Consider the following 12,361-nt stretch of genomic DNA (forward strand, 5'->3'; position numbering starts at 1 on the left):
GGAATGGCGCGGCATGGTCTCGGTCATGGAAGTGTGGACTTCTGTGGCTTCTGTCACGGCGTGATCATAGTTCAAGAAGGCGCTTGGGAGCGTTCGCACAGCGCGAACATGGTGTTCGATCTTGTACGCCTACCGGCTGCGCCGGGCCGCCTGTAGGCTGGTCAGCCTGGCAATCACCGCGCCGCGTCGGCGGCAAGGAGTCCACCATGAGCAACACCACGGCACAATCCACGGCTTCGCTGTCGCGCGACTGCGCGCCGTGCCCCGGCCAGCCGGTCCTGGAGCGTATCCAGACGCGGCCGGCGGAGGTCGGAGAAGGCCTGGTCATCCACCGTGCCTTGCCCAACCGGCAGCGGCGCATGGTCGGCGCCTGGTGCTTTCTCGACCATGCGGGTCCGATCGACTTTCCCGACGGCCACGGGCTGAACGTCGGGCCGCATCCACATATCGGTCTGCAAACCTTTACCTGGATGATCGAGGGTGAGGTGCTGCACCGCGACAGCCTCGGTTACGAGCAACTGGTCAGGCCGGGGCAGGTCAACCTGATGACGGCGGGCAACGGCATTGCCCACGCAGAGCATTCGGTAGCCACCGGCGGCCGCTTGCACGCCGCCCAGCTCTGGATTGCACTTCCCGAAGACAGGCGGCATATGGCGCCGGCATTCCAGAACTATCCGGACCTGCCGCGCGTGGTGTCGGGCGGGTTTGACATCACGGTGCTGGCAGGAACAGCGTTCGGCCGGACCTCTCCGGTGGCGGTGCACTCACCGCTGGTCGGTATGGACCTCGCGACCAGGCAGGCCGCCAGCACGGATGTTGCGGCCGATCCTGCCTTCGAATACGCGGCGCTCACGTTGAGCGGCGAAGCGGTCGTGGAGGGCGAGGTGCTGGGCCCTGACACGCTGCTCTACCTCGGCACCGGACGACAGCAGATCGCCGTGCGCAGCGACGGGCCGGCCGAGTTGCTGCTGATCGGCGGGGCCCCGTTTGAAGAGGGGATCGTGTTGTGGTGGAACTTCGTTGCGCGCAACGCGGCCGAGATCGAGGCCGCCACGAATGACTGGAACAGCGGCGCCAGCCGCTTTGGCGAAGTTGCCGGGGATGTCGGTGCACGCCTGGTTGCGCCTGACGTGACCGGCATGCACCTCAAACCGCAGCGACGCTGAAGCCAGGTCGCCGCGTACCGGCACGGCCTGCCAGTGTCGGGCCGGTGATCTTCAGGTTGCATCAACCTCTCTAGCCATCAGGGCCGGATGTCCCGTTGCCATGCCTTACGGATTCGGATGCCGGTCCGTGCGCATTGTTCAATAGATATGCAAAACTTGTTTTTATATATTTTATTGAATAGTATAGCCACCAGGCCGAAGCCAGACGTGAGTGCAGGGAAGAGCAGGCACGGCGCGGCAAGTCATAAGAACGACAGGAGACAAGGATGAATACGAACGGAGCACAGCCAGCCGCTGCTGCAGCCGGTCCGAAGTACGCGGTCCATTCAATCGACCACTATGCACTCGAAGTGCCGGACCTGTCCGTGGCAGAGCACTTCCTCGATGCCTTCGGGCTGACGCTGCGCCACAACACGGGCTGGCTCGAAGCCTATGCCGCGGACGGGCATTGCTGGGCGCGCTTCCGTGAAGGCGAGCACAAGCGCCTGGCCTACCTGAGCTTCAATTGCTATGCCGAAGACCTGGCCGGCATCCGCCAGCAGCTGGCCGATGCCGGCGCGGCATTCGTCAATGACGCACCGCATGGACAGGCCGGAGGCATCTGGTTCTTCGATCACGACGGGAATCTCGTGCAGGTCAAGGCCGGCCCGAAGACATCGCCCGATGCCAAGCTCAAGGCCGGGCTGGAAAGCGTGCCGGCCGGCCAGCGCGGCGCCGTGGTACGCAGCCAGGTGCAGAAAGTGCGTCCGCGCCGGCTCTCGCATGTGCTGCTGTTCTCGCCCAACGTGCCGAACCTGGTTGGGTTCTATCGCGACGCGCTGGGGCTGCGCCTGTCTGACAGTTCGGCCGATATCATCGCCTTCACCCACGCCCCGCACGGCAGCGATCATCACCTGCTGGCATTGGTGAAGAGTTCCGCCAAGGGCTGGCACCATGCCGCCTGGGACGTGGCCAGCGTCAACGAGGTGGGGCAGGGCGCGGCCCAGATGGCCAATGCCGGCTACTCCCGTGGCTGGGGCACCGGGCGCCACGTACTGGGTTCGAACTACTTTTTCTATGTGCTGGATCCCTGGGGCTCGTTCTGCGAGTTCTCGGCGGATATCGACTACATCCCCGCCGGCTGCGAATGGCCCACCGGCGACTTTGCGCCGGAAGACTCCCTGTACCAGTGGGGGCCCGACATGCCCGACTACTTCATCCGCAATACGGAAGCCTGAACGCCGGCTGCGCAGTGGCGCTTTGCGTCTTTTTTCTGAAAATATATTTTCAGTTGATATTTATATCGTAGGCCGATGGGCCGCGATCATTCCCCGGAGCTTGAAGCATGAAACTTGCAACCTTTTTGCTGGATGGGCGCGCGCGCGTTGGCGTAGTGTCCGCCGATGGTGTACTGGCCCTGCCCGAGGCGGCGGGCAACGATGTCGGCGCGCTGGTGGCCGTTGGCACGGACAGCGAGCGTTGGCGCGCCCTGTACGCACAGGCCACGCCGGTGGCCGATGCTGACAGCCTGACCTGGCTGCCACCCGTGGGCCGTCCGCCCAAGATTCTGTGCGTCGGGCTGAACTATGCCGACCACACCAAGGAATCGCCCTACGATCAACCGGACTATCCGACCCTGTTCCTGCGCGTGGCGACCAGCCTGGTGGGCCACAACGGCGCGATCGTGCGGCCGCTGGTTAGCGATTCTCTCGACTACGAAGGCGAGCTGGCCGTGATCATCGGCAAGGGCGGCCGGCATATCGCCAGGGATGAGGCGCTGGGCCACGTGTTCGGCTACTCGATCTTCAACGACGGTTCGGTGCGCGAATACCAGTTCAAGTCGCCGCAATGGACCGTGGGCAAGAACTTCGATGCCACCGGCGGCTTCGGCCCGGTGGTGGTCACCGCCGACGAGCTGCCGCCGGGCGCGGCGGGCCTGCAGCTGGAAACGCGCCTCAACGGGCAGGTGGTGCAGTCGGCCAGCACCTCGGACATGCTGTACGACGTGGCCTCACTCATCTCGATCATCAGCGAGGCAATCACGCTCGAGCCGGGCGACGTCATCGTGGCCGGCACGCCGTCCGGCATTGGCTGGGCACGCAAGCCGCAGCTGCTGATGCGCCACGGCGACGTGTGCGAGGTATCGATCGAGGGCATCGGCACGCTGTCGAACCCGATCGTGGATGAGCCGGGGCGGGCGGCGCGATAAGCCCGACACCTGAGATCCGAGGAGACAACCCATGAAGACCATTGAAGTACCTGTGCTGGTGGTGGGCGCCGGGCCGGCCGGCCTGGCCACGACCGCGCTGCTGGCAACTTACGGCGTACCAGCGCTGACGATCACCAAGTACGCGGGCACGGCCAACTCGCCGCGGGCTCACATCACCAACCAGCGCACCATGGAGGTGTTCCGCGATCTCGCCATCGAGGATCGCGTGCTGGCGCTGGCCACGCCCAACGCGTTGATGAGCAACAACGTGTGGGCCACCAGCTTCGCCGGCACCGAGATCGCGCGGCTGCAGACCTGGGGCAGTTCCGAGCAGCGCAAGGCCGACTATGCGATGGCCAGCCCCTCGCCGATGTGCAACGCGCCGCAGCACCTGCTTGAGCCCGTGCTGCTGGATTGCGCGCGCGAGCGCGGCGCGCAGTTCCTTTTCAATACCGAGCTGACGGAGATCTCGCAGACGGCGGATGCGGTCACCGCCGTGCTGAGGGACCGCATCACCGGTGAAACCACGCAGGTGAAGGCGCGCTATGTGGTGGGCGCGGACGGTGGCGCCAGCACGGTGGTGCCGCAGTGCGGCTTCGAGATGGAAGGCCAGATGGGGCTCGGGGCCGCGGTCAACTGCTGGCTGGAGGTGGACCTCGCCAGATACTGCGAGCATCGTCCCGGCGTACTTTACTGGATGACCCAGCCGGGCAACGACTACTGGGTGGGTAGCGGTACGTACATCTGCGTGCGGCCGTGGAACGAATGGGTGCTGCTCTTCATGTACGACCCGGCGCAGGGCGAGCCCGATCTCAGCGAAGAGGCTGTGATCCGCCGCGCGCGGGCAACCATTGGCGACGACTCGCTGCCCATCCGGGTAAAGGCGGTCAGCAAATGGCAGATCAATCATGTTGCGGCGAAGGACATGCGCAAGGGCCGGGTATTCATCGCCGGCGACGCGGCTCACAGGCATCCGCCCGCCAACGGGCTCGGTACCAATACGTCAATTCAGGACGCGTTCAACCTGGCCTGGAAGCTTGCCCACGTGATCCGCGGCAACGCCGACGACAGCCTGCTTGACACCTACTCCGCCGAGCGGCAGCCGGTGGCCCGGCGCGTGGTTGACCGGGCGATGCAGTCGGTCCGCAATATGCTGCCGATTGCCAAGGCGCTGGGGTTCGAGCCCGGCCAGAGTGAAGCGCAGGGCTGGCAGAACGTTGACGAACTCTTCGGCGATACGGAGCGGGGCCGCGAGCGGCGCCACGCCTTGCAGGAGGCCGTCAGGCTGCAGAATTACCAGTTCAACTGCCACGGCGTGGAAATGGGGCAGGTCTATGCTTCGGATGCGGTGGTGTCCGATGGCCGGAGCCGGGCCCCCTGCACGCGGGATCCGGATCTCTACTATCACCCGGACACTGCGCCGGGCGGTGTTGTGCCTCACGCATGGCTGGAGCGTAGCAAGGAGCGGGTCTCCACCCTGGACCTGGTGGGGCACGGCCGCTTTACGCTGCTTACCGGTATCGGTGGCGATGACTGGCGCCGCATTGCCGCAGACGTGTCAGCCGCGCTAGAGATTGAGCTCGAAGTCGTCAGCATCGGCGGGCCGAACTGCGATGCCCACGACGTCTATGGCACCTGGAGCGAACTGCGCAGCATCTCGGATTCCGGGGCCGTCCTGGTGCGGCCGGACCGGATCGTCGGCTGGCGGCATGCGCAGCTCGATGCGTGCGCAGCGCAGGGCCTGGAACACGCGATGCGCAACATGCTTGGCCGGGCGGCGCTGGCGGGCGGGCGGCGCCAGGCGGCGTAGCGAAAAGCACAAGGTGCCCGCCCATGCGTCTCGCAAAATATATAATGTTTGACACTATCTATCATCTGCGAGACCAAGCCGTGGCGAGAACAAAGTCAGCGAAGGCTGTTTCCGACGAGGCCGCAACGGCTTTGCCGGAAGCCCCGGACCTGGGCGGGCGCACCTGGGCTTCCGTGCTGGAGCAATCCGTGCGCGAGGACATCATCAACGGCAAACTGCCCGCCGGCAGCAAGCTGCGCCTGAAGGATCTGGCCGAGCGCTACCAGGCCGGCGTGATTCCGCTGCGCGAAGCCCTGTCGCGGCTGTGTACCACGGGCTTCGTGCTGGCCATCGACCAGAAGGGATTCCGGGTGGCGCCGCTGTCGGCGGAAGAACTGCTGGACATCACCCGCGTGCGCCAGCAGATCGATACCAGCGCGCTGCGCGACGCGATCGAGGCCGGCGATATCGCATGGGAAGCGCAAGTGGTCGCGATGCATCACCGGCTGACGCGGATCCCGATGGTGCTGCGCGGCAAGGACGGGGCGCTCAATCCTGAATGGGAAGAGGCGCACGCCGCCTTCCACGAAGTGCTGGTGGCCGGCTGCCGCTCGGCATGGCTGCGGCGCTTCTCAGTGGTGCTGCGCGACCAGACCGCCCGCTATCGCTTCTTGTCCCTCGCCGTGCCCAAGGCTGCGCGGGCGCGCGACGTCGCGGCCGAGCATGAAGCCATCGTCAACGCCATCGTCGCGCGCAATGCGCGTGAAGCGTGCCGGCTGCTGTCAGAGCATTTCCAGGCGACCACAGACCTGGTGTTGAAGTACCTGGAGCAGCAGAAGGTGAAGGCAAGGCCATCGCGCAGGGCGGCAGTGCCCACTGAGCTGGCTACCTGAGGTAGGCGGGCGGCTGCCCCGACAGCAGTTACCAAGCGCGCGCTGCGGGGTATGCGGTGTTTCTCCTGCGGAAACACCGTGTTCGCCATTCCTTGCCTTACGGTGATGCGTGGCGAATGCTAGCCTTGAGTCCCTTTCCCGCGGTACCGCGAGACGGACCGCGGGGCATTCTGCCGATACCCAGGAGTTCCCCCATGGCGCAAGCTCTCCCAGCCAGTTCCCGCAACGATGACCCCGACGCCCAGGAAACCGCCGAATGGCTGGAGGCGCTTGAGGCGGTGATCGCGCACGAGGGGCCGGAGCGCGCACATTACCTGATCGAGCGGCTGATCGAGCGCGCCCATGGCGCCGGCATCTACCTGCCGTTCAGCGCCAACACCGCCTACCTCAACACCCTCCCGCTCGATGCGCAGGCGCGCAGCCCGGGCGACCATGAGCTCGAGCACCGCATCCGCTCCTATGTCCGCTGGAATGCGATCGCGCTGGTATTGCGCGCGGCGCGCGACACCAATGTCGGCGGCCATATTGCCAGCTTTGCCTCGGCGGCGACGCTGTATGAGATCGGCTTCAACCACTTCTGGCACGCGCCCTCGCCGCAGCATGGCGGCGACCTGGTCTTCTTCCAGGGACACTCGGCGCCAGGCTTCTATGCGCGCGCGTTCCTGGAGGGCCGGCTGACGGCCGAACAGATGGACAACTTCCGCCAGGAGGTGGACGGCAAGGGCATCTCGTCCTACCCGCACCCATGGCTGATGCCGGACTTCTGGCAGTTCCCCACGGTGTCGATGGGGCTGGCGCCGATCATGGGCATCTATCAGGCCCGCTTCATGAAGTACCTGCAGGACCGCGGCTTTGGCCAGCATGAGGGCCGCAAGGTGTGGGTCTTCTGCGGCGACGGCGAGATGGACGAGCCCGAATCGCGCGGCGCGCTGGGCATGGCCGGGCGCGAGCAGCTGGACAACCTGGTCTTCGTCATCAACTGCAACCTGCAGCGGCTGGACGGGCCGGTGCGCGGCAACGGCAAGATCATCCAGGAGCTGGAATCGGAGTTCCGCGGCGCGGGCTGGAACGTGGTCAAGGTGGTCTGGGGCAGCAAATGGGATGCGCTGCTGGCGCGCGACAAGGCCGGCATCCTGGCGCAGCGGATGATGGAATGCGTCGACGGCGACTACCAGACCTTCAAGTCGAAGGACGGCGCCTACGTGCGCGAGCATTTCTTCAACACTCCCGAGCTGAAGGCCCTGGTCGCGGACTGGTCCGACGACGACATCTGGGCGCTGAACCGCGGCGGGCACGATCCGCACAAGGTCTACGCCGCCTACCAGGCGGCCAGCCAGCACCGCGGCCAGCCGACCGTGATCCTGGCCAAGACCATCAAGGGCTACGGCATGGGCGAGGCCGGCGAGGCGCAGAACATCACGCACCAGCAGAAGAGCATGCGGGTGGAAGCGCTGATGCAGTTCCGCGACCGCTTCCGGCTGCCGCTGTCCGACCAGCAGCTGGACGAGCTGCCCTACCTCAGCTTCGAGGAAGGCTCGCGCGAACACAGCTACCTGCATGAACGGCGCCAGGCGCTGGGCGGCTACCTGCCGGCGCGGCGCCGGCGCGGGCCGTCGCTGCCGGTGCCGGCGCTGTCGGCGTTCGAGGCGCAGCTCAAGGCCAGTGGCGAGGGGCGCGAGTTCTCCACCGCGATGAGCTTCGTGCGCATCCTCAACACGCTGCTGCGCGACCAGGCGCTGGGCCGGCGCATCGTGCCCATCGTCTCGGACGAGTCGCGCACCTTCGGCATGGAAGGGCTGTTCCGGCAGATCGGCATCTGGTCGCAACAGGGGCAGACCTATACGCCGCAAGACGCTACGCAGCTGAGCTTCTACAAGGAATCCAAGGACGGGCAGATCCTGCAGGAAGGGATCAACGAGGCCGGCGCCATGGCTGACTGGATTGCCGCCGCCACGTCATACTCGACGCACGGCGAGCCAATGATCCCGTTCTTTATCTTCTATTCGATCTTCGGCTTCCAGCGCTTCGGCGACCTGGCCTGGGCCGCCGGCGATCAGCGTGCGCGCGGCTTCCTGCTGGGCGGCACCGCCGGGCGCACCACCCTGAATGGCGAAGGGCTGCAGCACGAGGACGGACACAGCCTGGTGTGGGGCGGCACCATCCCCAACTGCATCAGCTACGACCCTACCTTTGCCTATGAACTGGCGGTGATCATCCAGGACGGCCTGCGCCGCATGGTGCAGGAGCAGGAGGATGTTTACTACTACATCACCGTGATGAACGAGAACTACGAGCACCCGGCCATGCCCGAAGGCGCCGAGGGCGACATCCTGAAAGGGATGTACCTGTTCCGCCGCGGCAAGGAGGGCGGTGACGGGCAGCCCCGCGTGCAGCTGCTCGGCGCCGGCACCATCTTCCGCGAAGTGATCGCCGCGGCGGCATTGCTGGAGCAGGACTGGGGCGTGCAGGCCGACCTGTGGGGCTGCCCCAGCTTCACCGAACTGGCGCGCGAGGGCAATGCCGCGGCGCGCTGGAACCTGCTGCATCCGGGCGAGACGCCTCGCCTTTCCCACGTGGAGCAATGCCTGGCGCCGACGCAAGGACCCGTGATTGCGGCTACCGACTACGTGCGCGCGCTGGCCGACCAGATCCGTACCTTCGTGCCGCGCCGGTATGCGGTGCTGGGCACCGACGGCTATGGCCGTTCCGATACGCGTGAGCAGCTGCGGCATTTCTTTGAGGTCGACCGCTACTGGATTACGGTCACAGCGCTGAAAGCGCTGGCGGACGAGGGTGCGATCGGCGCGGCGGTGGTGCAGCAGGCGCTGCGGAAATACAGCCTCGATGCCGACAAGCCATATCCGCTGCGCGCCTGAGCGGGCGGATCAGCCCGGGAGGACGCGGGTGACCGCAGGCACCCTGGCGAAGCGCGCGGCCAGCGCCTCCCACGGCGGTGGCGACAGAGACTGCTGCAGGAACTGGATCAGGGTGCGCAGCTTCTGCGAGGGAAACTCGGAGCGCGGATAGACCGCGAACACCCCGTCGTCGAGCGGGGCCTCGTCCGGCAGCACCTGAACCAGGCTGCCCGCCGCCAGCGCTGCCGCGACAATGAACAGCGGCAGCACCGCGATGCCGTGCCCGGCCAGCGCCGCATCGCGCAGGACTTCGCCGTTGTTTGCGGTGAATACGCCGCGCGGCGTGATGATCCTGGGCGCGGCTTGCGGCGTGGTGCCGCGGAACGCCCAGATCTGGCCCGGCGGTGAATTGCTGTATGACAGGCACGCGTGCCGGGCAATGTCGTCAAGGCTCTCCGGCACGCCGGCCCGTTGTGCATAGTCGGGGCTGCAGCATACGATGCGCCGGCTGACCGCCAGCTTGCGCGCGATCAGCGCGCTGTCGGCCAGGCGCGTAATGCGGATCGCCACGTCGTAGCGCTCGTACCCGGTATCGACGAGGCGGTCGTCCAGTTCCATGACGACGTGCAGGCGCGGATGCTGCTTCGCGAACTCCGCGATCAGCGGCGACAGCCACAGTGTGCCGAAGCTCATTGGCGCCAGGATACGTAATTCACCGCACAGGTCGCCTGAGGTTTCCGAAATGCTCTCGGCGGCATGGGTCAGCTGCGCCATCGCGGCGCGGGCCTGCTCGTAGAAGTGGCGGCCGCTTTCCGTCGGCTGCACCCGGCGTGTGGAGCGCTGCAGCAAGGTGACGCTCAGGCTGCGCTCCAGGTCGCTGATGCGCTTGCTGACGACGGATTTCGACAGCCCCATGTGACGCGCTGCGCCGCTGACGCTGCCCATTTCGACGACCAGGAGGTACGCTTCGATGTCCTCGGTCCTGATTTGCATGTTGGCCTTTGCGCTTTGATTCCCTGGTACGACAGGATACTGAACGGTACTGTGTCCCTGCAATGAGGTATTGCACCGTGCAGGAAATCGCGGTGCTGGCCGCGTCGCCCCAGCGGCCCTGACGACTTCGTTCTTCTCGCGGCGCGCCCGCTACGCTTGCTCGATACTGCCCTTTGCACCAAACGCCGGGCTCGGCGAGCCGCCCCAGAGATCGGCTGCGTCCTTGCCGCGCTCCATCATGCGCGCTTCACGCGCGGTGGCTTCCGGGAACTCTTCCATGCCATAGCTGTACTCCGCAGTCAGCCCATCCGGATCGGAGAAGTAGAGAAAGATGCTGCCGGAATTGTAGTGGCGGCCCGGACCAAAGTGGCAGCTCGCGCGGCGAGTGCGTCGTAGCCGATGAGTTGGTGCACGAGAGCGCCGATACTGGACGATATCCGCCGCCGGCTGGCAATAGAGCACCTGAAGGCGAATCGCCTGACCATCCAGGAGATCGCATTCACGCTCGGCTTCAGCGACCTGGCGAATTTCAGGCGCGCCTTCAGGCGCTGGGAGGGTATGGCGCCTTCCGATTACCAACGGCAAGTCCCCGGGATCGCTGCAACACCATCGGAACGTCGACGGCCCTGACCGTTGCGCGCATGGCGCAGCGATCCGGCATCAGCCCTTGCGCTACAAGCTACCAATCCAGCTATTACGATAAGTATCCTTATCGTAATAGCAACATCGATGCGCTAAACTGGCGTATATGAAAACTCGCTTGACCCTGACCGCCCCGGAACCGACCCCGCCATCCGGCTTCCCCGATGCCACCTCACTCGCCGCGCTGCGCGCCTGGCATGCCGGGCTGACGACGCGCGAAGCCGTCGCACGATATCTGGGCGAGGAGCGGGCGCAGGGCCAGTCGTCGCGCGGCATCCTCGGGCGCATCCGCCGCCAGCTTGCGGCATACGCCCGCAGCCGCCAGCGCGAGGACCTGGCTGCGCTGTTTGAAATTTCCGCGGCCGAGCGGGCGGAGAAGGGCAGGGCAGGGGACCATGCCATCGAGACGCTGCGCACGCTGCCGCCGCCGGCACCGGCCATCAGTGACGACATCGGCTTGTGGCTGGCGCCGCGCACGGTCGCTGCATTGCGGGCGCAGGGCATCGACACGCTGGCGGCACTGACCGTTCGGGTGCCGCGCCGGCGCCGCTGGTGGGCCGCGATCCCGGGCCTGGGCGCGGCCGGGGCCCGGCAGGTCGAAGCCTTCTTTGCCCGGCACCCGCAACTGACCGAACGCGCCCGGGCGCTGCTCGCGCAGGCGCCGCGGGGCATGGTCGTGCCATGGGAGCAACTGCGGCTGCCGCATGACGTGGATGGGTCGCAGGGGAAGTTCCGCGCGCCGCGTGCGACCTGCGCCCTCAATGCGGACAACGATTACGCGGCGATCCAGGCGTGGCTGGCCTTGCATGAGTCGCCAGCGACGCAGCGCACCTATCGCAAAGAGGCCGAGCGGCTGATCCTGTGGGCGATTGTCGAGCGCGAACGGCCGTTGTCGTCGCTGACCACTGAGGATGCGACGGCCTATCGCAGCTTCCTGCGGCGGCCGGCGCCCCGGGAACGCTGGGTAGGGCCAGCGAGACCACGTACCTCGCCCGACTGGCGTCCGTTCACCGGCAGCCTCTCGGCGCGCTCCACCGCCCATGCCTTGTCCATACTGGGGGCGATGTTCCGCTGGCTGATCCAGCAGCGCTATGTGCTGGCCAATCCGTTCGCCGGGATCAAGGTGCGCGGAGGAGGGCGGTCGGCGGCGCTGGACAGCTCGCACGCGTTCACGGAAGGCGAATGGCTGCTGATCCGCACCATTGCTGACGGCCTCGAATGGTCCTATGGCTGGGACGGCCCGGCGGCCCAGCGCCTGCGCTTTGTGCTGGACTTCGGCTACGCCACCGGACTGCGCGCCAGCGAGCTCGTCGGTGCGACGCTCGGGGACGTTGAAAGCGATCCCCATGGCGACCATTGGCTCAAGCTGGTTGGCAAAGGAGCCAAGGCTGGCAAGGTGGCACTGCCACCGTTGGCGCGCCTGGCGCTCGACAGCTATCTGGTGGAACGAGGCCTGCCAGTCACGCCGGCGCGATGGGATCCGCATACCCCGCTGATCGGCGGCCTTGGCCAGGATCCGGCCAGTGGCATCACCGGCACGCGCCTGTGGGGCGTGTTGCGGCGCTTCTTCAGGCAAGTGGCGGACTTGATCCAGGCGGATCACCCTTCCGCCGCCGACAAGCTGCGGCAGGCGAGCCCGCACTGGATGCGGCACACCCATGCGACTCATGCACTAGCGCGCGGCGCGGAATTGACGACAGTGAGGGACAACCTGCGCCACGCCTCGATCTCGACCACCTCGATCTACCTGCACGGCGACGAGATGAAACGGGCCCGGCAAATCGGCGCGGCGTTTTCCGCGCCCTAGTGGCTTGGTGCGATGGCCCGGAGAACAG

The 12,361-nt window shown here is 66.3% G+C and carries 10 protein-coding genes; 8 read left to right on the top strand and 2 right to left on the bottom strand.

Annotation, left to right across the window (positions count from 1 at the left end):
• Nucleotides 1-206 precede the first annotated feature (206 nt).
• The 6 genes from AC3WVS_RS05415 to aceE all read left to right on the top strand — a co-directional run bounded on the left by AC3WVS_RS05415 (nucleotide 207) and on the right by aceE (nucleotide 8,912).
• On the top strand, nucleotides 207-1,166 hold the full coding sequence (locus tag AC3WVS_RS05415; protein WP_492317714.1) for a pirin family protein: 960 nt from the start codon (nucleotides 207-209) through the stop codon (nucleotides 1,164-1,166).
• A gap of 266 nt (nucleotides 1,167-1,432) precedes the next feature.
• Entirely contained in the window at nucleotides 1,433-2,383 is a 951-nt protein-coding gene (locus tag AC3WVS_RS05420) for a VOC family protein (RefSeq protein WP_492317715.1), read from the top strand.
• A 107-nt stretch (nucleotides 2,384-2,490) separates the two neighbouring features.
• Nucleotides 2,491-3,354, top strand: coding sequence for a fumarylacetoacetate hydrolase family protein (locus AC3WVS_RS05425; RefSeq protein ID WP_492317716.1), 864 nt, complete (start codon nucleotides 2,491-2,493; stop codon nucleotides 3,352-3,354).
• 31 nt (nucleotides 3,355-3,385) lie between these two features.
• Nucleotides 3,386-5,164, top strand: a complete 1,779-nt coding sequence (locus AC3WVS_RS05430; protein ID WP_492317717.1) for an FAD-dependent oxidoreductase — start codon at nucleotides 3,386-3,388, stop codon at nucleotides 5,162-5,164.
• An 80-nt stretch (nucleotides 5,165-5,244) separates the two neighbouring features.
• Nucleotides 5,245-6,036: a GntR family transcriptional regulator gene (locus AC3WVS_RS05435; protein ID WP_235205969.1), complete on the top strand. Its 792-nt coding sequence runs from the start codon at nucleotides 5,245-5,247 to the stop codon at nucleotides 6,034-6,036.
• 194 nt (nucleotides 6,037-6,230) lie between these two features.
• Nucleotides 6,231-8,912: a pyruvate dehydrogenase (acetyl-transferring), homodimeric type gene (gene aceE, locus AC3WVS_RS05440; RefSeq protein WP_492317718.1), complete on the top strand. Its 2,682-nt coding sequence runs from the start codon at nucleotides 6,231-6,233 to the stop codon at nucleotides 8,910-8,912.
• 9 nt (nucleotides 8,913-8,921) lie between these two features.
• Here the strand turns inward: aceE and AC3WVS_RS05445 are convergent, their stop codons facing one another.
• Both AC3WVS_RS05445 and AC3WVS_RS05450 read right to left on the bottom strand, forming a co-directional pair.
• Nucleotides 8,922-9,884: a LysR family transcriptional regulator gene (locus tag AC3WVS_RS05445; protein ID WP_492317719.1), complete on the bottom strand. Its 963-nt coding sequence runs from the start codon at nucleotides 9,882-9,884 to the stop codon at nucleotides 8,922-8,924.
• 150 nt (nucleotides 9,885-10,034) lie between these two features.
• Nucleotides 10,035-10,163 (bottom strand): hypothetical protein, encoded by a 129-nt coding sequence (locus AC3WVS_RS05450; protein ID WP_492317720.1) that lies wholly within the window; start codon nucleotides 10,161-10,163, stop codon nucleotides 10,035-10,037.
• 120 nt (nucleotides 10,164-10,283) lie between these two features.
• Here AC3WVS_RS05450 and AC3WVS_RS05455 point away from each other — a divergent pair, with 120 nt between their 5' ends.
• Nucleotides 10,284-10,514, top strand: a complete 231-nt coding sequence (locus AC3WVS_RS05455; RefSeq protein WP_492317721.1) for a helix-turn-helix domain-containing protein — start codon at nucleotides 10,284-10,286, stop codon at nucleotides 10,512-10,514.
• 118 nt (nucleotides 10,515-10,632) lie between these two features.
• The gene (locus AC3WVS_RS05460) at nucleotides 10,633-12,333 is read left to right on the top strand and encodes a site-specific integrase (protein WP_492317722.1); all 1,701 of its coding nucleotides are present in this window, start codon (nucleotides 10,633-10,635) and stop codon (nucleotides 12,331-12,333) included.
• Nucleotides 12,334-12,361 lie beyond the last annotated feature (28 nt).

This window comes from Cupriavidus sp. CPT47-8839-RL05A (assembly GCF_058792255.1).

Bases quoted from the DNA above. Each gene is read 5' to 3' on its own strand.
- AC3WVS_RS05445 (WP_492317719.1), bottom strand. From the start codon at position 9,884: ATGCAAATCAGGACCGAGGACATCGAAGCGTACCTCCTGGTCGTCGAA.
- AC3WVS_RS05460 (WP_492317722.1), top strand. From the start codon at position 10,633: ATGAAAACTCGCTTGACCCTGACCGCCCCGGAACCGACCCCGCCATCC.
- AC3WVS_RS05425 (WP_492317716.1), top strand. From the start codon at position 2,491: ATGAAACTTGCAACCTTTTTGCTGGATGGGCGCGCGCGCGTTGGCGTA.
- AC3WVS_RS05455 (WP_492317721.1), top strand. From the start codon at position 10,284: ATGAGTTGGTGCACGAGAGCGCCGATACTGGACGATATCCGCCGCCGG.
- AC3WVS_RS05430 (WP_492317717.1), top strand. From the start codon at position 3,386: ATGAAGACCATTGAAGTACCTGTGCTGGTGGTGGGCGCCGGGCCGGCC.
- AC3WVS_RS05450 (WP_492317720.1), bottom strand. From the start codon at position 10,163: ATGGAAGAGTTCCCGGAAGCCACCGCGCGTGAAGCGCGCATGATGGAG.
- AC3WVS_RS05420 (WP_492317715.1), top strand. From the start codon at position 1,433: ATGAATACGAACGGAGCACAGCCAGCCGCTGCTGCAGCCGGTCCGAAG.
- aceE (WP_492317718.1), top strand. From the start codon at position 6,231: ATGGCGCAAGCTCTCCCAGCCAGTTCCCGCAACGATGACCCCGACGCC.
- AC3WVS_RS05415 (WP_492317714.1), top strand. From the start codon at position 207: ATGAGCAACACCACGGCACAATCCACGGCTTCGCTGTCGCGCGACTGC.